15 protein-coding genes and 1 pseudogene are annotated in these 20,798 nt (G+C 61.7%); 4 read left to right on the top strand and 12 right to left on the bottom strand.

Annotated elements, in window-relative coordinates:
• Positions 1-65 precede the first annotated feature (65 nt).
• Complete coding sequence (locus QF045_RS00795) at positions 66-731, bottom strand: polysaccharide lyase family 7 protein (protein WP_306490674.1); 666 nt, start codon at positions 729-731, stop codon at positions 66-68.
• Positions 732-1,043: 312 nt separating this feature from the next.
• On the opposite strand from QF045_RS00795, the gene QF045_RS00790 reads away from it, so the two are divergent.
• The 3 genes from QF045_RS00790 to QF045_RS00780 are packed head-to-tail and all read left to right on the top strand — an operon-like array spanning position 1,044 to position 4,003.
• Positions 1,044-3,146 (top strand): bifunctional diguanylate cyclase/phosphodiesterase, encoded by a 2,103-nt coding sequence (locus QF045_RS00790; protein ID WP_306490673.1) that lies wholly within the window; start codon positions 1,044-1,046, stop codon positions 3,144-3,146.
• A 42-nt stretch (positions 3,147-3,188) separates the two neighbouring features.
• Positions 3,189-3,689 (top strand): M48 family metallopeptidase, encoded by a 501-nt coding sequence (locus QF045_RS00785; protein ID WP_306490672.1) that lies wholly within the window; start codon positions 3,189-3,191, stop codon positions 3,687-3,689.
• 17 nt (positions 3,690-3,706) lie between these two features.
• Positions 3,707-4,003, top strand: coding sequence for a winged helix-turn-helix domain-containing protein (locus tag QF045_RS00780; protein WP_306490671.1), 297 nt, complete (start codon positions 3,707-3,709; stop codon positions 4,001-4,003).
• Positions 4,004-4,108: 105 nt separating this feature from the next.
• Here QF045_RS00780 and QF045_RS00775 read toward each other — a convergent pair whose 3' ends face one another.
• On the bottom strand, positions 4,109-4,561 hold the full coding sequence (locus QF045_RS00775; protein WP_306490670.1) for a GNAT family N-acetyltransferase: 453 nt from the start codon (positions 4,559-4,561) through the stop codon (positions 4,109-4,111).
• A gap of 198 nt (positions 4,562-4,759) precedes the next feature.
• Here QF045_RS00775 and QF045_RS00770 point away from each other — a divergent pair, with 198 nt between their 5' ends.
• Positions 4,760-5,497, top strand: a complete 738-nt coding sequence (locus QF045_RS00770) for an ABC transporter substrate-binding protein (protein WP_306490669.1) — start codon at positions 4,760-4,762, stop codon at positions 5,495-5,497.
• A gap of 85 nt (positions 5,498-5,582) precedes the next feature.
• Here QF045_RS00770 and yccS read toward each other — a convergent pair whose 3' ends face one another.
• The 10 genes and pseudogenes from yccS to betI all read right to left on the bottom strand — a co-directional run bounded on the left by yccS (position 5,583) and on the right by betI (position 20,679).
• On the bottom strand, positions 5,583-7,766 hold the full coding sequence (yccS, locus tag QF045_RS00765) for a YccS family putative transporter (RefSeq protein ID WP_306490668.1): 2,184 nt from the start codon (positions 7,764-7,766) through the stop codon (positions 5,583-5,585).
• Positions 7,767-8,004: 238 nt separating this feature from the next.
• Positions 8,005-9,183, bottom strand: a complete 1,179-nt coding sequence (locus QF045_RS00760; protein WP_306490667.1) for an NAD(P)/FAD-dependent oxidoreductase — start codon at positions 9,181-9,183, stop codon at positions 8,005-8,007.
• 161 nt (positions 9,184-9,344) lie between these two features.
• On the bottom strand, positions 9,345-10,682 hold the full coding sequence (gene dbpA, locus QF045_RS00755) for an ATP-dependent RNA helicase DbpA (protein WP_231982056.1): 1,338 nt from the start codon (positions 10,680-10,682) through the stop codon (positions 9,345-9,347).
• 130 nt (positions 10,683-10,812) lie between these two features.
• Positions 10,813-12,241: pseudogene (gene mdtD, locus QF045_RS00750) on the bottom strand (multidrug transporter subunit MdtD).
• Between the two features lie 71 nt (positions 12,242-12,312).
• Positions 12,313-13,167 (bottom strand): alpha/beta fold hydrolase, encoded by an 855-nt coding sequence (locus QF045_RS00745; protein WP_306490666.1) that lies wholly within the window; start codon positions 13,165-13,167, stop codon positions 12,313-12,315.
• Between the two features lie 183 nt (positions 13,168-13,350).
• Positions 13,351-14,667, bottom strand: a complete 1,317-nt coding sequence (locus QF045_RS00740; RefSeq protein ID WP_306490665.1) for a TldD/PmbA family protein — start codon at positions 14,665-14,667, stop codon at positions 13,351-13,353.
• Positions 14,667-16,109: a TldD/PmbA family protein gene (locus QF045_RS00735; protein WP_306490664.1), complete on the bottom strand. Its 1,443-nt coding sequence runs from the start codon at positions 16,107-16,109 to the stop codon at positions 14,667-14,669. Before QF045_RS00735 ends, QF045_RS00740 begins: the two co-directional genes overlap by 1 nt.
• 575 nt (positions 16,110-16,684) lie before the next feature.
• On the bottom strand, positions 16,685-18,391 hold the full coding sequence (betA, locus tag QF045_RS00730) for a choline dehydrogenase (RefSeq protein WP_306490663.1): 1,707 nt from the start codon (positions 18,389-18,391) through the stop codon (positions 16,685-16,687).
• Positions 18,392-18,551: 160 nt separating this feature from the next.
• Positions 18,552-20,024: a betaine-aldehyde dehydrogenase gene (gene betB / locus QF045_RS00725; protein ID WP_306490662.1), complete on the bottom strand. Its 1,473-nt coding sequence runs from the start codon at positions 20,022-20,024 to the stop codon at positions 18,552-18,554.
• 61 nt (positions 20,025-20,085) lie between these two features.
• The gene (betI, locus tag QF045_RS00720) at positions 20,086-20,679 is read right to left on the bottom strand and encodes a transcriptional regulator BetI (protein WP_306490661.1); all 594 of its coding nucleotides are present in this window, start codon (positions 20,677-20,679) and stop codon (positions 20,086-20,088) included.
• Positions 20,680-20,798 lie beyond the last annotated feature (119 nt).

Below are 20,798 nucleotides of genomic sequence, written 5' to 3'. Positions count from 1 at the left end.
GGACTGCGTGGGTTCAAGGCGTGGGAGCGGTCCTGGCATTCATCGGAACTTGCCTACTCACGATTTTACTCGTGATCAATATCCAGCTTCGCAAACGTCACCCGTGCGCCTTCCTTGCTGTCCCCGCTGTTGTCCTGCACATACACCCCCGCCTTGAAATACAGCGGCTTGTCGGCCCATGCCGCGCCGATGCGTTCGTTCCACTCTCGGTCTGCGGCATACACGCTCAGTAGCCCGGCTTTGTTGAGGTTGATCACATAGGTGAAGCTCTTCTCCAGCGGCACGTTGGAGGCGACGGTGATCACCTGGCTCTCGGATTCGTCCGGGCGCATGCGTACTTTGGCGACGATGTTGCCGGTCTGGGTTTTCTCCTTGAATTGGTATTCCAGCTTGATCAGCGGTTTCTGGCTGTCGTAGGCGTGGATCTGGCCGATCACGATCTTGCCGCTGGAGGGCACTTGGTGGACCGTCAAGGTGGCGCGCAGGAAGTTGTCGGCTTCGGGGTAGGTCCAGTTGCGCAGGCGTCCGTCGGCGTAAGTTTCGCGCAATTCGCTGCGCGGGTAGATGGCGTTTTCGGTGCGGGTGCCGGTCACGGGTGTCCAGAACTGCACATCGCTGCCTTCGGCCTGGAAATACTGGTCATTGAAGCCGCTGAGCAGCTTGGGGGTTTCGATGGTCGTGGGCGGGGAGCCGACCGGAATGCTCAGGTTCCAGGTGGAAAGGTCGATCATGGTGTTGGCCTTATGGCGAGGGGTGAAAGCTTTAGCCCGAGGGCTGCACAGGTTCTTTATAGGTGGTGTTAACCAAATTGTTAAATACTGGTTGGCAATTTATTGGCGTCAGAAGAATGCCAAAAAGCCATATTGCCCGTGGGGCGGGGGCTGCAGAGCCTGACCGTTAGTCGGCTTCCCAGGCTTTGGCGCAATGATGGCATCTAGGTTACTTCTGCTTTTTTATAACCGGGGCTAGAGTGAAGCCTCATTATTTGTCCGGTTTTGAGTACCCGAAGTGACCGGTGCAGTTCCTTAAGGAAGAGACGTAGCATGGATTGCGCTCCAAACCTCGGCGACGGTTCAGTTCTCCTGGTGGTCGACGACTACCCGGAAAACCTCGTCAGCCTGTGTGCAGTGTTGCAGCGTGAAGACTGGCGCGTCATCACCGCCGCTTCCGGCCTGGAAGCCCTGGAACTGTTGCTGGTTCACGACGTCGACCTGGTGTTGCTGGACGTGCGGATGCCCGGTATGGATGGCTTCGAGGTGGCACGCCTGATGCGCGGGAGCCAGCGTACGAGCATGACGCCGATCATTTTTCTCACGGCCGATGCGCAGTCGTCCGACGCTGTGCTCAAAGGCTATGCCAGCGGTGCCATCGACTATCTGTTCAAGCCCTTCGACCCGCATATCCTCAGGCCCAAAGTGCAGGCGCTGCTGGAGCACCAGCGTAATCGCCGCGCCCTGCAACGGCTGAGCCATGACCTGGAGCTCGCCCGGGCCTTCAATGCGTCGGTGTTGGACAACGCGGCCGAAGGCATCCTGGTGGTGGGCGAGGGCAGCGTGATTGAGTACGCCAACCCGGCTATTTCAAGGCTGCTCAATGCCACGATGGCGGAGCTGCAGGGCGAGAGTTTCCTGAGCTTCCTGCAAAAGCCCCATGTGCCGGCCTGGTTGGGATTTCCGATGTATGAGGCCTATCGAAAAGGTGAAACATGGCGTTTGCACGACGCCATTTTGCGCTCAAGTCGCGGTCAGCAGGTGCCGGTGGCGTTGTCCTGCGCGCCCCTGCCAGCCGAGCAGAAGGCAATGGTGGTGACGGTGCTGGACATGTCCGAGGTGCGTCATTTGCACCAGCAGCTGGAGTTCCAGGCGGTGACCGATCCGTTGACCGGGCTGCTGAATCGCCGCGGCTTCCACCAGACCGTGGAGAACATGTTGTTGCGCAGCGAGCGTAATGAGCAGTCGCTGGTGTTGCTGTACCTGGATCTGGATGGCTTCAAGCGCGTCAACGACACCTTGGGCCACGACGCCGGTGATCGCGTGCTGCGCTGGGTGTCTGAGCAGATGCAGGCGTGTTTGCGTTCGTACGACGTGCTGGGGCGCATGGGTGGGGATGAGTTCACCGCATTGCTGGAGTTGGAGTTTCCGGAGCAAGCGGCGAAGATCGCGGAAAAACTGATCGAACGGGTGTCTGTGTGCCAGCAGGTCGACGGTTTGGAGGTGATGCTGGGGGCCAGCATCGGTATTGCGACCTTCCCGGACTGTGGCTCGGACCTCAACGGCCTGCTGCGCGCGGCGGACATCGCCATGTACGAAGCCAAGCGCGCTGGCCGTCAGCAGTATCGCTATTACGACCAGGAAATGAACGGTCGCGCCCGCTCACGCCTGATGCTGGAAGACAGCGTGCGCAGCGCGATTCAGAACAAGGAGTTCACCCTGGTGTACCAGCCTCAGGTGTCGCTGGAGGATGGACGCCTGCGCGGCGTCGAGGCGCTGCTGCGCTGGCAGCATCCGAGCGTTGGCGACGTGCCGCCGGGTTTGTTTCTGCCGTTGCTGGAAGAGGCGCGGTTGATCAACCAGTTAAGCTCCTGGATTTATCAGCAGGTCGCTGCCCAGCGCCAGGCCTGGCAGGCGGCTTTCGATGACGAGCTGGTGCTGAGCGTGAGCCTGAGCAGCAGCCAGTTCAATATGCCTAACCTGGCCAGCCAACTGCGCGACGTACTCGAACGACACGGGTTGCAGGGGCGGCAATTGGAAGTGGAAATCGGTGAAGATTGCCTGATGAGCAATCTTGAGGAATCGGTCAAGCAACTGAAGCTGCTGCGCGAACTTGGAGTGCGTATCGCCCTGGATGACTTTGGCTGCGGTCGCTGTTCCCTTGCCCATTTGCGCGACCTGGCGTTCGACACGCTCAAGCTTGATCCACAGTTGGTGGCCCGCCTGCCAGGCTCGCCACGGGATGCCGCGATGGCACGCAGCATCATCGAACTGTGCGGGCATTTTGGTGTGCTGGTGATCGCGGAGGGCGTGCAAACCTTTGAACAGGCGCAGTGGCTCAAGGCCAATGGTTGCGCGTTTATCCAGGGCGCCTGGGCGGCGGCACCGCTGATGGCCGAGGACGTGGTCGGTTGGTCGCACCCTCACGCGCTGTGAATTCGCTACACTGGCGCCCGTTCGAGCCACGTTGCAGATCCCATGACCGCGTTGAAATACCTCCAGGCTTATCCCGCTGCGCTTCAGGAGCAAGTGCGCCAACTGATCGCCAAGGACCAGTTGGGCGCCTACCTGGAGCAGCGCTATCCCGAACGGCACGCCGTGCAGAGCGACAAGGCGCTGTACAGCTACGCCCTGGCCCTGAAGCAGGAGCACCTGCGCAATGCGCCGTCGATCGACAAGGTGCTGTTCGATAACCGCCTGGACCTGACCCACCGCGCGCTGGGTTTGCACACCACGATTTCGCGGGTGCAGGGCGGCAATCTCAAGTCCAAGAAAGAGATCCGCATCGCCGCGCTGTTCAAGGAAGCCGCCCCGGAGTTTTTGCGCATGATCGTGGTGCACGAGCTGGCGCACTTCAAGGAATCGGACCACAACAAGGCGTTCTATAAACTCTGCGAACACATGATGCCGGGCTACCATCAGGTGGAATTCGACCTGCGGGTGTACCTCACCTGGCGCGATTTGCAGGGCAAGCCCTAATCACAAGGCGATTGACCATGGATGTGAGCAAAACCAAGAGCAGCTTTTACCGCCGCCTGTATGTGGCCTACTTGATCGACAGCGGGCTGGCCAGCAGCGTCCCGGCGTTGACCGATGCCACCGGCATGCCCCGGCGCACGGCGCAGGACACCATTGCGGCATTGGCCGACCTGGATATCCTATGTGAGTTCGAGCAGCAAGACGGTGCGCGCAACCATGCCGGGCGTTATCGGATTCGTGATTGGGGCGCGATTGACCGGCGGTGGATCGAGGCGAATCTTGCGGCGATCAAGCAGGTGTTGGGTTATCCCTGAGGCAGGGGCTGGCTGGACTGGCGCCATCGGGGGCAAGCCCCCTCCCACATTTGACGGTGTTCACAAATCAACAGTGTGGGAGGGGGCTTGCCCCCGATGAGGCCCTCAAGCCCGCCGCATACCAATATGCGGAATATCGTCTTCCAGGTATTCCTCTCCGGCCACTACAAATCCATATCGCCCGTAATATCCCTGCAAGTGCGCCTGGGCCGACAGAAAAATCGGTGTGTCGGGCCAGATCTTCTCGATCTGCCTGAGGGTCTCTTCCATCATCAGGTGTCCCAAGCCGGTGCCGCGCGCCGATGGCGCGACGATCACCCGGCCGATCACCACATCGCCGCCCTGTGACTCCGGGTCCAGCAGGCGCAGGTAGGCCACCAGTTCATTGTCTTGCCAGGCCATCAAGTGGTGGGTATCGCCTGACAGGTCTTGCCCGTCAATGTCCTGGTAAACGCATTTCTGTTCAACGACGAACACCTCGCCGCGCAGGCGCAGGAGGGCGTAAAGCTGATCCTTGCCCAAGTCGTCGTGGTGTTTGCAGACCCAATCAACCGTCATGATGTGCGCTCTTGTTTAAGGCTTGTCAGGGATAGTAAGCGCGACGGGCGCCGCTGTCTAAAACCGGAAAATTTGTGAATGGCGTCAATTTGCCATCATTGAGTGCATGCGCGCCTGACTTCTTTGTGTAATAAGCAATGCAGGCTCATTGATGAGCTACTGTTATCAGGCCATCGCCTGCCGCCAAGGAATTTAAGCATGCCGCGATATGCTCGTGCCGTTGCTTTGATTGCAGTGTTGTTGCTGGCTCAACCGGTATGGGCGCAGCGTTTGCGTCTGGTCGCGGATGGCTGGCCACCGTTTACCGATATCACCTTGGTCAACGGCGGGCTGGCCACGGATATCGTCAGCACCGCGCTGGCTCGGGCGGGGTACGCCAGCGATTTTGAGCAAGTGCCTTGGGCGCGGGCGCTGAAGGGCGTGGGGGACGGTCACTACGATGTGCTGGTCAACGCCTGGTACGACGACGCGCGCACACAGCTGGGCCAGTTTTCCGCGCAGTATTTGGTCAACCGTGTGCGCTTTATCAAGCGTCGCGACGACGCTATCGATTTTCAGGCGCTGGAACAGCTGCAGGATGAAAGCATCGCCGTGGTGCGCGGTTATGCCTATTCGACGGCGTTCGACCAGGATGCGCAGTTACAGAAAGTCCCGGTGCATAACTTCGCCATGGCCGTGCGTATGCTGGTGGCGAAGCGGGTGCGGCTGACGCTGGAGGATGAATACGTGGCGCGCTACTACCTGGCGCGAGAGTCGCCCAGGGTGCGCAATGCCGTGGAGTTTCTGGGCAAGCCGCTGAGCGAGAACAGCCTGCATATCCTGGTCAGCCTGAAAAACCCGGAACATGCGCAGATCGTTGCCGACTTTGATCGGGAGATCGCCGGGATGAAAGCGGATGGCAGTTATGCGAAATTGCTCAAGGCGCATGGGATGTAGTGCTCTTGTGGGCCTCATCGGGAGCAAGCCCCCTCCCACATTGGAATGCGATCAATGTGGGAGGGGGCTTGCCCTCGATAGCGGCCTAAGCCGCACCGGTATCCTTGATCAGATGCGCCGCCAACGTCCGCAATGGCCCCAACTGCCGACAGATCAACGCCAATTGCGTTTGCACCAGCCGCTGGCCTTCATCGATCTCATCCGGCATCTGCTCAAGCTGCGCCGCCAGGGCTTCCTCGTCATCACTCTGGATCGCAATCGGCTGCTTGTTGGCAAGACCCGTGGCGATTTCATCGATACTCGCCGCCAGGCTGTTGCCCGCTTCTTCGATCAACTGCTCACGCACTTCGGCCGGTAGCTGGGTGTCGCGGTGCGCGCCAAGGCCCGACAAATAGCTGAGCAGGGTGTGCGACAACACCAGGAACCGGAAGCCCACATCCGCCTCCTTACGGAAATGCCCAGGCTCCATCAGCATATTCGCCAGGGTGGTGGACAGCGCCGCATCGGCGTTATGCGCGTTGCGCCGGGCCAGGCGGTAGGCCAGGTCGTCGCTCTTGCCAGCGGCGTACTGCTGCATGATCTGGCGCAGGTAGATGCTGTTGCAGGTCAGGGTGTTGGCCAGCACCTTGTTCAGGCGCCGACCTTGCCAGTCAGGCAGGAACAGGAACACCGCCAGGCCCGCGATCAGGCTACCAAGCAGGGTATCGAACAGACGTGGCAGGAACAGCCCGTAACCATCGCCCACCTGGTTGAAGCAGAACAGCACCATCAAGGTGATCGCCGCCGTGGCCAGGGTGTAGCGGGTGGTGCGGTTGATAAAGAACACCAGGCCAGCGGCGATGGCGAACATCGACTGCACCACCGGGCTTGGAAACAGATCGAATAGCGCCCATGCCACCGTCAGGCCGATGGCGGTGCCGATGATCCGCTGGCCGAGCTTGCGGCGCGTCGCACCATAGTTCGGTTGGCAAACAAAGAGCGTGGTGAGGATGATCCAGTAGCCCTGGGAAGCGTGGATGGCATGCAGGGTGGCGTAGCCCACGGTCAGCGCCAGAGACAGGCGCAAGGCGTGGCGAAACAGCAGCGAGGTGGGCGTGAGCTGGGTGCGCAGGCGCGTCCACATTTCCTTGAGGTTGCGTGGGGCGCGGTCCAGCAGGTTGCTGTCGGTGGCGTCGGCCAGGGCGTCGGGGTTGCTGGCGTCGCCCAGCAACCGGTCGAGGGTGGACAAGTTGGCGGCCAGGGCGCGCAACGAGCGCAGCAGGCCGCGCCAGGCCGGGTTGCTCTGGATGCGCAGGTGTTCCAGGGAAGCGTTCAAGTCGCCGAGGGCTTCGGCGAAGCTGTCGTCATAAATGAACGGCTGGCGCAGCTGGATCGACTCGGCCAGGGTCTGGCAGGCCTTGCCTTGCTGGCGCAGCAGGCGTTGGCAGCGAAACAGCACGTCGCTGTGGAAGAAGGCCTCGGCCAGGGCGTTATACGGGTAGTGGGACGAACTGGCGCGTTCGTGGATGTCCTGGGCCAGGAAGTACAGTTTCAGGTAACGGCTGACCTTGGAGCCCGGTCGGCCATTGCCCACGCGATGCAGGATGATTTCCTTGGCGGCGTTCAGGGCGGCGACCACGCGGCCATTCTGCTGGGCCAGTTCCAGGCGCCGCGCTTCTACGTCCAACTGGCGAATCGGCTCGAACAGCGATGACTTGAGCTTGAGATAACGCCCCAGCTCGCGGAACAAGCGCGCCAGGCTCTGTTGCACCGGCTGGTTGGAAAACAGTGCCTGCCACAGCACCGAAAGCACGCCGTACCATGCCGCGCCCGCCACCAGCAGCAGCGGTTCGTGCCAGAAGTCACTGACGGCGCCACCGCGCTGGTCCACGCCGATCATGGTATAGACCGACAGGATCAAGGTGGCCGAGGCAATCGCGCCATAGCGTTCGCCGAGCGCGCCGAGCATGGTCAGGCCGAACGTGGCCAGGGCCAGGGAGACCGCGAAAATCCAGGGGTAAGGGAACAGCAGTTCCACCGACAGCGCGGCAATGCTGAAGCACACCAACGTCACCGCCAGGGCGTTGAGACGGCCTTGCCAACTGTCATCGGTCTCGGCCAGGGCGCTGGCGATAATCCCCAGGAACAGCGGAATCAACAACGTCATTTCATCCTGATACCAGCACAACGCCATGCTGCCGGTAAGGGCGATGAATACCCGAATGCTGTAGCTGAATTTATCCAGTGCCCACAGGCGTCGCAGGGACTGCTTGAACGAGGTCGATGACATGAAGTCTGGAGTCTTCCGGGACGGTGTCGCTAAATTGAGCTATCAAGGACGCCACGGCAAGGGTGGTGATCACATCGATGCGCGAAATTATTCTGCCACAGCATTCTTAATGTGGAATGCAGTCAATGTGGGAGGGGGCTTGCCCCCGATAGCGGTATGTCAGTCAAAGATATATTGGCTGATCCACCGCCATCGGGGGCAAGCCCCCTCCCACATTTTGACCGAGTACATGCTTGAGTCAGACGTACTGCGCTGCCGCGTAGCCTGACGCCCAGGCCCACTGGAAATTGAACCCACCCAAGTGCCCGGTCACATCCAGCACTTCACCGATAAAGTACAGCCCAGGGCTTTTCAGCGATTCCATGGTCTTGGAAGACACTTCGCGCGTATCCACGCCGCCCAGGGTCACCTCGGCGGTGCGATAGCCCTCCGTGCCCGCCGGCACCAGTTGCCAGCTGCCTAGCATCGAAGCGATGTCGGCGATTTCGGCATGGGTGTACTGCTTCATCGGCTTGGACGCGAACCAGGTGTCCGCCAGCAGATTGGCCATCTTCTTGGTGAAAATCTCGCCCAGCAGGGTTTTCAGCTCGCTGTTGGGGCGCTCGGCCTGTTGCTGTTGCAGCCAGGTGTGGGCGTCGTGGTCGGGCAGCAGGTTGATTTCCAGCGTGTCGCCGGGTTGCCAGTAGGAGGAAATCTGCAGGATCGCCGGCCCGCTCAGGCCGCGATGGGTAAACAGGATGTTCTCGCGAAAGCTCTGGCCGTTGCAGCTGACCAGGCAATCCACCGAGGTGCCGGACAGCTCGCCGCACAAGTCCTTGAGCTGATCGGTGATGGTGAACGGCACCAGGCCCGCGCGGGTCGGCAGCAGTTCATGGCCGAACTGCCTGGCCACCTGATAACCGAAACCGGTGGCGCCCAGGGTCGGGATCGACAAGCCGCCCGTGGCGATTACCAAGGATTCGCAGCGCAGTTCGCCCAGGGTGGTCTGCAACTGGTAGCCGTTGTCGTGTTTGGCGATTTCCTGGATGGAGGTGTCCAGGTGCAGGCTCACGCCGGTCTGGATGCACTCATCGAGCAGCATGCCGAGGATGTCGCTGGACTTGTTATCGCAGAACAACTGGCCAAGTTTCTTTTCGTGGTACGGCACGCCGTGCTTGGCCACCAGCCCGATGAAATCCCACTGGGTATAGCGCGCCAGGGCCGACTTGCAGAAGTGCGCGTTGTGCGAAAGGAAGTTGGCCGGCTCGGTGTACATATTGGTGAAGTTGCAGCGCCCGCCACCGGACATCAGGATCTTTTTGCCGGCCTTGTTCGCATGGTCGATCAGCATCACCTCGCGCCCACGCCCGGCGGCGGTGAGTGCGCACATCAAGCCTGCGGCGCCAGCGCCAATGATCACAACGTCGGTCGAGCGCAAAACAGTGTCCTCATACAAAAATTCTGAATTGAAATACAGTCAAATGTGGGAGGGGGCTTGCCCCCGATTGCGGTGTGTCAGTCAGAAATAGTCCAACTGGCAGGCCGCCATCGGGGGCAAGCCCCCTCCCACATTGGATCTCTATTGGTGCGCAGATCGTGTTACAGGATCCGCACGCGCAACGAACGGCCCTTGATCTTGCCGTCGTTCAAGCGCTGCAACGCCTGCTTGGCGATCCCGCGCTCCACGGCGACGAATGCCTGGAAGTCGAAGATCGCGATCTTGCCGACCTGGGCCCCAGGGATACCAGCGTCACCTGTCAGCGCGCCAAGAATGTCGCCTGGGCGGACTTTGTCTTTGCGCCCGGCGGCAATGCACAGGGTGCTCATCTGCGGCAGCAGCGGACCGCCGCCCTGGGGCTTGAGGTTGTCCAACTGGTCCCAGTTCAACGGCGACTTCTGCAGTTGCTCGATGGCTTGGGCACGGTGCGCTTCGGACGGCGCCACCAGGCTGATGGCGATGCCGGTCTCACCCGCGCGACCGGTACGGCCCACACGGTGGATATGGATTTCCGAGTCGCGGGCCAGTTCGACGTTGATCACCATGTCCAGCGCGTCGATGTCCAGGCCACGGGCGGCCACGTCGGTGGCCACCAGCACCGAGGTGCTGCGGTTGGCGAACATGGCCAGCACCTGGTCACGGTCGCGCTGTTCCAGGTCGCCATGCAGGCCAACGGCGGAAATGCCCTTGGCGGTCAGGTGATCCACGGTTTCCTGCACTTGCTGCTTGGTAAAGCAGAACGCCACGCACGACGCCGGACGGAAGTGCGCCAGCACCTTGGTCACGGCGTCCATGCGCTCTTCCGGCGAGATCTCGTAGAAACGCTGCTCGATCTGGTCGTCGGAGTGGAAGGCTTCGGCCTTTACCTGTTGCGGCGCGCGCATGAACTTGGAGGCCAGCTGCTTGATGCTCACCGGGTAGGTGGCCGAGAACAGCAGGGTCTGGCGGCGTGGCGGGGTCTTGCTGATGATGTCTTCGATGGCGTCGTAGAAGCCCATGTCGAGCATGCGGTCGGCTTCATCGAGGATCAGCGTGTTCAAACCGTCCAGTACCAGCGAGCCCTTGCGCAGGTGCTGCTGGATACGGCCCGGGGTGCCGACGATCACATGGGCGCCGTGCTCAAGGGAAGCGATCTGCGGGCCGAGGGACACGCCGCCGCACAGGGTCAGCACCTTGATGTTGTCTTCGGCGCGGGCCAGGCGACGGATTTCCTTGGCCACCTGGTCGGCCAGCTCGCGCGTCGGGCACATCACCAGGGCCTGGCAGCCGAAGTAGCGCGGGTTGATCGGGTTCAGCAGGCCAATACCGAAGGCCGCGGTCTTGCCGCTGCCGGTCTTGGCCTGGGCGATCAGGTCCAGTCCCTTGAGGATCACCGGCAAGCTCTGCGCCTGGATCTGCGTCATCTCGACATAACCCAGCGAGTCGAGGTTAGCCAGCATGGCGGCGGACAGGGGCAAAGTATTAAAAGCGGTGGCGATGGTGGTCACGGGACTGGCTCTGCAAAACAAAATGTCGCGCAGTGTACCAGTCTCGTGGGATTTTCCCCGCAAGTTCTAGACGAGCCGCCGGTTAATGCTCCAGATCGTGCTCGCGGCTGACCACCCGTTTGCCGTCTTTTGGCGACAGTTGCAGGAAGATCGCCGCCGCCAGCATGGCCATGATGCCTACCGTGAGGAACGTCAGCTGGAACGCGCCCAGCACCGTGTTGACCCCATCGTTGCCAGCTTCGGCGGTAAACCCGCCGAGCAGCGCACCGGCGCACGCCACGCCCAGGCTCAGGGACAGTTGCGCCACCACCGACAGCAGACTGTTGCCGCTGCTGGCCTGGGCGTCGTCGAGGTCGATCAGCGTCACGGTGTTCATCGCGGTAAATTGCAGGGAATTGATCGCGCCCAGCACCGCGAGCATGCCCAGCAGCACGGGGTAGGGCGTCTGTTCGCTGACCAGGCCCATGCTCGCCAGCATGGCGCCCAGGGCCAGGGTGTTGCCGGTGAGCACCACCCGATAACCCAGGCGCTCGATCAAGGGTCGGGCGATGGACTTGGCAAACATCGCCGCCGCCGCGAGCGGCAGCATGCTCATGCCGGCTTCCGAGGGCGAATAACCCAGCGCCACCTGCAACAACAACGGCACCAGAAACGGCAGGGCGCCGCTGCCCAGGCGCGCGAACAGGTTGCCGAGGATGCCCACGGCAAAGGTGCGGGTCTTGAACAGTACCGGCGAGAACAGCGGGTTATCGACATGCCCGGCACGCAGCCAGTACGCCGCCAGGCACGCCAGGCCACCGAACAGCAGCAACATCACCCGCAGGTGCGGCAAGTGCAGTTCGCCCAGGCCCTCCATGGCGATGGTGATCAGCACCATTGCCGCGCCGAACAGCACAAAACCCAGGCCATCGAAGCGCGTGCGCTCACTGCCGCGCAGGTCGGGGATGAACTTCCACACGGCATAGCAGCCGATCATGCCCACCGGCAGGTTGATCAGGAAGATCCAGTGCCAGGTCAGGTATTGCACCATCCAGCCGCCCATGGTCGGGCCGAGCAACGGGCCGAGCAGGCCGGGGATTGTGATGAAACCCATGATCCGTACCAGCTCCGACCGGGGATAGGCGCGCAGCACCACCAGGCGCCCCGACCGGCAGCATCAGCGCCCCGCCCAGGCCTTGGATCACCCGCGCGCCAATCAGCATGCTCAGGCTGCTGGACAGGGCGCACAGCAACGACCCGATGCTGAACAGCAGGATGGCGCCAAAGAAGATTTTCTTGGTGCCGAAGCGGTCGGCGATCCAGCCCGATGCCGGAATGAGCAAGGCGACGGTGAGCATGTAGGCGATCACCACGCCCTGCATGCGCAGCGGGTTTTCCGCCAGGTCCCGGGCCATGGCCGGCAGCGCCGTGTTGAGGATCGTCCCGTCCAGCGACTGCATGAAGAAGGCAATCGCTACCACCCAGGGTAGCCAGCGGGCGGTCTTGGCGTCGAGAGGGGCACGATTCGGCATGGGAACCCTTTTGTTAGCTGGCTATGTGTCGCCGATTATGCGCCATTCGTCGCCCCTTTTCCCACTGGCGGTTAGTCTAAATCCGACAATGCAGCGTGCTCGCCAATCAAAAAATCCAGCAAGGCGCGATGCACCGCCAGCGCTGCCTCGCGCGATTCCAGGTCGAGTAAATGGCCGGTGTGTTCGGCTACGGCGAAGCTGCTGCGCCCCACGTAGTGGCTGAACAGTCGCGCATCGGCGGCGGGGGTGTATTCGTCCAGCGCACCGTTGAGAAAGTGCACCGGCGTATCAATCTGCTTGAGCGCCGGCAAGTAATTGCCGTCACCCAGCGCCAGCACCTGATGGATATGAAAGCGCGCCTGGCGATACTCGGTGGTGGCCATGTTTGACAGGTGGCGGTGGTTGTTGCGCTTGAGTCGCGGCGACAGGTATTTGCCGACCGTTTCATTGAGCAGATCACCGACGGCGGATTTGTCATCGGCTTCGATCAACACGCGTACGCGCTCTACATACTCAAGCATCGCTGGGTTGAGGTTGGGCGCCAAGGCCATCACCACCGAGCTTTCAATGGACGGCGGATTATGGGCCAGGGTCAGCAGCGTGGAGATGCCCCCCCACGAGGCCGAGACCAGATGGTTGACTGCAAAACGCTCCACCAGCGCTCGCAACATCTGCACTTCGTCATCCTTGGTTACCAGCTCGAGGTCGGTGTTGTGCTCGCGGGAATAGCCGGAGAAGGGCAGGTCGAACAGCAGTACATTGAAATGCTCGGCCAGGCATTTGCTGGTGCGGGCAAAAGAGCGCGTGGTGGAGAGGGCCCCGTTGACCATCAGCACGGTTTTTCTGCGCGGGTCGTTGCCCAGTCGTTCTACGTGGACGTTGTAGTGTTTGTACAGCTTCTGTAGGACGAAACTTCCTTGGTTCATCGCAGCACTCCCTGTGGCGTGGCGGTATGCCATTAGCTTTTATAACGGGGTTTATTGCAGGAGACAACAGGCTGCACGGAGTATGGGATTGAACGGTAGGAAGGGGCTTAGCAAAGTGTCCGAAATCAACACAAGACGATGTGGGAGGGGGGCTTGCCCCCTCCCACAGGGAATTTTCTTGGTTTACAAAGTCAGCGTCAGGCGTTTGACCAGTGCGCCAGGCAGCAGGTTGGACGCGGTGTTGCGTTGACCGTAGGTACTGGCCGACAGCAACAACTCCCGTTCCGCCGTCAACGCTTCCAGCTGCGAACCGAGCAGGCTGTACACGCTGTCATCAAAGCGCATGGTGCTGACCGGTGCCTTGATTTCGCCGTCTTCCACCCAGAACGTGGCGAAGCGGGTCATGCCGGTCAGGCGCGCCGCCGGCAGGTCGGAGTAGTTCAGGTACCACAGGTTACTGATGTACAGCCCGGTGCCCAACTGCTTGAGAATGTCGGCCTGGGCCAGGTTGCCGGCGGCCATTTGCAGGGCGCTGGGGGACTCGTCGCCGCTGGCGCCGTTGGCGCTCAGGCCATATTCGGCGGCGCTGCGCGAGTTGACCAGTTGGCCGTCGGCCTTGCCGGCGTTGATCAACCTGACGTCGCTGCGCGGGTAGCCTTCGGTGGAAAATGCCTGGCTCAGCGAGCCACTGATCTGTTCGTTCACCGTCACCAGCGGGCTCAGGTGGTGTTCACCGGCATACAGGCGTTGCAGCGAGCTGCCTTTGCTGGCGATGGCCTGCGCGGAAAAACCGCCCCAAGTGATGATGCTGATGATCTCTTCCAGCGCCGCCGGAGCGAGGTAGGCGCGGTACTGTCCGGGCGCCAGCGGGTGCAACGGTCGGCCGAGGAACTCAAGCTGGTCGCGCGCCTGCTGGACGCGCCGGGCGAACTCGGCACTGTCCCAGGTGTGCCCGGCATAGCTGGCCTTGACCGCTTCGCCATTGGCATGGAACAGGCTGAAATCGAAGTTGAAACTATTGGCCTGGTGCCAGCCGAACGCCCCGTCGGAACTGGCAAAGCCGCGGCTGATCGGGCCTGCGGCATAAAAGCCGACCAGGTCCACGCTTTCTGCGGCCTGGCTGATGTCCTGCAACACCTGGGTCAATTCTGGCAGTGGCCGCAGTTGTTCGTTATGGCTTTGCCAGGCGGTGTGGTTGAGCAGTAGGTAAGGGTCCGGTGGCAGCAACGGCAAGGTTTCACGCAACTGTTGCAGGCCTGCGGCGAGGCGATCACGGTCCAGCTGCGGGTCACCGGCCAGGGTGATGCCAAGGTCGGCATGGCGGCCGGCGTTGATCAACTTGAGGTTGAGGCTGGCCTGTTGCACCTGGCCGGCCTGGCGGACCTGGGCGTGGTTGAAGCGCACGAACTCGGACGCTTCGTCCGCGTAGCCCAGGTGAAATTGTTCCTGATCGGTAACGGCCTGCTTGAGCCAGTCCACCAGTGCCTTGAAGTTGTTCATCAGGCATCTCCCCCAAATACGTCGACGTTACTGAACACACACGCCGGCGATGCATGGCCGACGCGGATCACCTGGTTGGGTTCGCCTTTGCCGCAGTTCGGCGTGCCCAGCACCTTGAAGGTGCTGGCGTCGCCGACCGCGCTGAGCTTGCGCCAGAACTGCGCGGAAATGGCGCGGTAGTTGGGGTTCTTCACTACGCCTTTGAGCTCGCCGTTTTCGATCAGTTGGCCCCATTCGCAGCCGAACTGGAATTTGTTGCGCGCGTCATCGATGGACCAGGAGCGGTTGGTCGACATCAGGATGCCGTGCTCGATACCGCCGATCAGCTGCGCCAGGCTCTGGTCGCCGGCCTCAATGTTGAGGTTGGCCATGCGGTCGATCGGCGGGCGGTTCCAGCTGCTGGCCCGGCTGTTGGCCACGCCTCCCAGCCCCGCGCGAAATTGCGACAACGCGCCGCCCAACGGCTTGAGCAGCAACCCTTCGCGGATCAGGAACTGCTTGCTGGCGCGGGTGCCGTCGTCGTCGTGGCTGTAGCTGGCGAGCTGTTCGGGAATGTCCGGGTCGAACGTCACGTTGAGCAGCTTGGAGCCATACTGCAGGTGGCCGAAATCGCTGGCCTTCACAAAGCTGGTACCGGCGTAGTTACGCTCGTCGCCGAGGATGCGGTCCAGCTCCAGCGGGTGGCCGATGGACTCGTGGATCTGCAGGATCATCTGGTCGGGCATCAGCAGCAGGTCACGCGGCCCCTGGGGCGTGTTGGGTGCGAGCAGCAGTTGCAGGGCCTCGTCGGCCACCCGCGGCGCGGCGCCGATCAGGCCGAAGCGGCTGATCACGTCAAACCCGCCTTGCTGGCCGAAGTTGCTGCCACCGAGGGTGCGGGTCTGGCTGTCGTTGCCATCGAAGGCGGTGACATTGACGCCGGGGAACACAAAACGCTGGGCCTGGCGCAATTGGGCGCCGGCACTGTTGAGGTAGATCTGTTCGACCGTGGTCTGGCCGAGGCTGACGTCCCAGCTCACCAGGCGCTCATCCCTGGGCACCGCAGCCGACTCATCGCCGAGCAGTTGGTAGCAGTCGCTCAGGGACGGAAAGGGCTGGTCGAGATTGGGGGACAGGTAATCGGCCACGTCACTGGAGACCGCTTGCTCGTGCAGGTCGAGCAGGGCGTGGGGCTTGATCCGCCGGGCCTGTTGTTCGGCGCGTTCGAGGGCGGCTTGCAGGCCGGCCAGAGAAATATCGTTGGTGGCGGCGTAGGCTTCCACGCCGTTGACACGCACGGTGAGCATGGCGCCTTCGTCGTGGCTCAGGTGGGGCGGTTCGGCGACGTTCTTGCGTACAGACAGGTAACGGCCGGATTCGCGTACGTAGCGCAGGGAGAAGAATGGGGCGGTGGTGCGCAGGGCACTGAAGTGTTTCTTGAGCGTGGCGTGGTGTTCGAACATGGGGCCTTCCTTGTGGGCGGCTCAGCGCAGGGCAGGCCAACAGAGTAGGCCCGGGCTGGGGAGCGATCAAGGAGGTGTGTGGTGTTTGTTGGGGCCTCATCGGGGCATAGGTATCTACACAACTTTGTAGCAGCCTGCGGTAACCACGATGCGAAGCGAGCCGCTTTTGACCTTGATCTTGCTCTTAGGCGCCCCGTTAAACCACGCTGGCCGGAATTCGATAGTGATTTGGAGGGTAAACCGGCAGGGATGCCGGTTTAGCCGCCCCCCGCGCCATGGATGGCGCGTGGCGGCGGCCCTCCAAATCAATGTCGGATTACGGGCACACCGAGCGTGAGCGAGGTGCCGAGTGGTGGGGCAGGAGCCCTTTTGGTTACTTTTGGGGCTCTTTTCCAAAAGTGACCCGCCGTAAGGGCGGAACCCTAAGCCGCCGTTACCGCAGCAACGGATATGTACTCGCTCTGATCCAACACCATGGTCGGCTGTAAGGCCGCCATCGGGAGCAAGCCCCCTCCCACATTTGACTGTATTCACAGATCAAAGTGTGGGAGGGGGCTTGCCCCGATAGCGGTGTATCAGTTATTGCGCAGCGGGCCCACTTCACGCAACGGCTTGCCACGCACCGGCGCATCGCCGGCCACGTAGTAGTCGGCGGTGCTGCGCGGCAGCGGCTTGCGCCCACGGATCTTGTCGGCGATTTTCTCGGCGATCATGATCGTTGGCGCGTTCAGGTTGCCGGTGGTGATGATCGGCATGATCGACGCATCGACCACACGCAGACCCTGCATGCCGTGCACGCGGCCTTCGCCATCCACCACCGCCATCTCGTCGGTGCCCATCTTGCACGAGCAGGACGGGTGGAACGCGGTCTCGGCGTGTTCGCGGATGAACGTGTCGAGCTGTTCGTCGGTTTGCACTTCGATACCTGGGCTGATTTCGCGGCCACGGTACGGGTCCAGCGCCGGCTGCTGCATGATTTCACGGGTCAGGCGGATGCCGTCGCGAAATTCCTGCCAGTCCTGCTCGGTGGCCATGTAGTTGAAGAGGATGCTCGGGTAGTCCCGTGGGTTCTTCGACTTCAATTGGATGCGGCCACGGCTCGGCGAACGCATGGAGCCCATGTGGGCCTGGAAACCGTGTTCTTTCACGCCATTGCTGCCGTTGTAGTTAATCGCTACGGGCAGGAAGTGGTACTGGATGTTCGGCCATTCGAACTCTTCACGGGTACGGATGAAGCCGCCCGCTTCGAACTGGTTGCTGGCGCCGATCCCGGTGCCGTTGAACAGCCACTCGGCGCCAATCGCCGGCTGGTTGTACCAGAGCAGCGAGGGGTACAGCGACACCGGCTGCGTGCAGGCGTACTGCAGGTACAGCTCAAGGTGGTCCTGCAGGTTTTCACCGACGCCTGGCAGGTCGTGGACGACCGGAATATCGAGGCTTTCCAGCAGTTTGGCCGGGCCGACGCCGGAGCGTTGCAGCAGCTGCGGCGAAGCGATTGCACCGCTGCACACCAGCACTTCCTTGCGCGCACGGGCTTCAACGCGCTCTTCAGCGGCGCCTATCAGGTAACGCACGCCGACCGCACGCTTGCCTTCGAACAACACTTTGTCGGTGAGGGCGTGGGTGACGATGGTCAGGGTCGAACGCTTCTTGGCGGTGTCCAGGTAACCGCGCGCGGTGCTGGCGCGACGGCCGTTGGGCGTGACGGTACGGTCCATCGGGCCGAAGCCTTCCTGCTGGTAGCCGTTCAAGTCTTCGGTACGCGGGTAACCGGCCTGCACGCCGGCTTCAACCATGGCGTGGAACAGCGGGTTGTTGCCTGCCTTGGGCGTGGTCACGCTGACCGGGCCATCGCCGCCGTGCCAATCGTTGGGGCCGATGTCACGGGTTTCGGCCTTGCGGAAGTACGGCAGGCAGTCCAGGTAGGTCCAGTCTTCAAGGCCTGGCAGCTTCGACCAGTTGTCGTAGTCCATGGCGTTGCCGCGGATGTAGCACATGCCGTTGATCAGCGAAGAACCACCCAGGCCCTTGCCGCGACCGCATTCCATCCGGCGCCCGTCCATGTGTGGCTCAGGGTCGGTTTCGTAGGCCCAGTTGTAGCGACGGCCTTGCAGCGGGAACGCCAGGGCGGCCGGCATCTGGGTACGGAAGTCGAGGCGGTAGTCCGGGCCACCGGCTTCCAGCAACAGGACGGTGACGCCTTCGTCTTCGGTCAGACGGGTCGCCAGGGTGTTACCGGCGGAGCCGGCACCCACAATGATGTAATCGTATTCTTGGGACATGAATGTACCCTCTTTGAAGTCTAGTCAGGTCGGGCCTCATCGGGGGCGAGCCCCCTCCCACATTCGACTGTATTTACACATCTAAACTTGTGAACACAGTCAGTGTGGGAGGGGGCTTGCCCCCGATAGCGGCCTCAAAGGCAATACAAGGCTCGGGTTCTTAGAACACCGAGGCGTAATCGCCCAGCTCGACCTGTACCGATTTGATGCGCGTGAAGTTGTTCAGCGAGCTGATGCCGTTCTCACGGCCCACACCGGATTGCTTGTAGCCACCGACCGGCATCTTGGCGTCGGATTCGCCCCAGGCGTTGATCCAGCAGATACCCGCTTCCAGCTGATGAATCACGCGGTGGGCGCGGTTCAGGTCCTTGGTGACCAGGCCGGCAGCCAGACCGAAGTCGGTGTCGTTGGCGCGGCGGATCACTTCTTCTTCGGTTTCGTAGGTGAGGATGCTCATCACCGGGCCGAAGATTTCTTCACGCACGATGACCATGTCGTCGGTGCAGTCGGTGAAAACGGTCGGTGCCACGAAAGCGCCTTTGGCGAAGTCGCCGTCGGTCAAGCGGTCGCCGCCGCACAGCAGGCGCGCGCCTTGCTCTTTACCTTTGGCGATGTAGCCCAGCACGCTTTCCATGTGGGCGAAGCTGACCAGCGGGCCGAAGTTGGTGTTTTCGTCTTCCGGGTTGCCGATGCGGATGCGAGCAACGCGCTCGACGATCTTGGCTTCGAACGCCGCCTGCAGGTGCTTGGGCACGAACACGCGAGTGCCGTTGGTGCAGACCTGGCCGGAGCTGTAGAAGTTGGCCATCATCGCGGTGTCGGCGGCGCGGTCGAGGTCGGCGTCGTCGAAGATGATCAGCGGAGATTTGCCGCCAAGTTCCATGGTCACGTCTTTGAGCGATGAGCTCGAAGCACTGGCCATGACTTTCTTGCCGGTGTCGGTGCCGCCGGTGAACGAGATTTTCTCGATGCGCGGATGCTCGGTCAGCCAGGTGCCGACTTCACGGCCGCTGCCGGTCAGCACGTTGAACACGCCAGCCGGAACGCCGGCTTGGGTGTAGATCTCGGCCAGTTTCAAGGTGGTCAGCGAGGTGACTTCGCTTGGCTTGAAGATCATCGCGTTACCGGCGGCCAGGGCCGGTGCGGATTTCCACAGGGCGATCTGGATCGGGTAGTTCCACGCGCCGATACCGGCCACCACGCCCAGCGGCTCGCGGCGGGTGTAGACGAAGGAAGTGTCGCGCAGCGGAATCTGCTCGCCTTCGATGGCGGGCACCAGGCCGGCGTAGTATTCCAGCACGTCGGCGCCAGTGACGATGTCGACGTATTTGGTTTCGGAGAAAGCTTTGCCGGTGTCCAGGGTTTCCAGGGCGGCCAGCTCATCGTTGCGCTCGCGCAGGATGTCGACGGCGCGACGCAGGATGCGCGAACGCTCCATGGCGGTCATCGCGGCCCAGATTTTCTGGCCTTTCTCGGCGCTGACTACGGCACGCTCAACGTCTTCTTTCGTTGCGCGTTGCACTTGGGCGAGAACTTCACCGTTAGCCGGGTTGATGGCTTCGAAGGTGGCATCGCTGCCAGCGTCGCTGTAGCCGCCGTCAATGTAGAGTTTTTGCAGTTCGAAACGGGCCATAAAGTCCTCGCAAGTGCATAAGTGGTTGGCACGGTTCGGGAGTTGAGCGGTTATAGGTGCTCTAACTCACCTGCTTGGCCAATTGGAAATCCATGTATTCGTAAGCGATCCGTTGCGCCTGCTCCGTGTCGAAAGCGTCTCCCGACAGGGCGCCGCGCAACCACAAACCGTCGATCAGGGCCGCCAGGCCTCTGGCTGCTTTGCGTGCGTGCGGCAGCGGCAGCACTCGGCGGAACTGGCAGCACAGGTTGGAATACAGACGTTGATCGTTGATCCGCTGCAACCTGTGCAATGACGGGTGGTGCATGCTGGTGGCCCAAAAGGCCAGCCAGGTTTTCATTGCCGGGCCGTTGACCTGGCTGGCGTCGAAGTTGCCTTCGATGATCACCCGAAGATGCGCCCGTGGGCTGTCATCGTTCAGGGCACGCCGGCGTTCCTGGACGTTCTCGATCAGCGCGTTCATCAGGTAACGCATGGTCGCTGCGATCAGGCCGTTCTTGTCCTGAAAGTAGTGACTGATGATGCCGTTCGAGACACCCGCCAGACGGGCGATCAGCGCAATGCTGGCATCCCCCATCCCGACCTGATCGATAGCCGTCAATGTGGCTTCGATCAATTGCTGGCGGCGTATGGGTTGCATACCGACCTTGGGCATGTAGCACCTCTCCTTTGGCCTGCCGACAGGCGATCCACGTCCGTCGGCTTGAGGGCCAGTCTATTTTGTTTTGATTGAACGTTCAATCAACAAAGAATAAGATCTGCGACAAATGGTCG

Origin of the sequence: Pseudomonas sp. W4I3, assembly GCF_030816195.1 — a bacterium.
GTDB lineage: Bacteria > Pseudomonadota > Gammaproteobacteria > Pseudomonadales > Pseudomonadaceae > Aquipseudomonas.
Note: the sequence above shows the minus strand (reverse complement) of the source record. Positions and strands in the feature narration are given on the sequence as shown.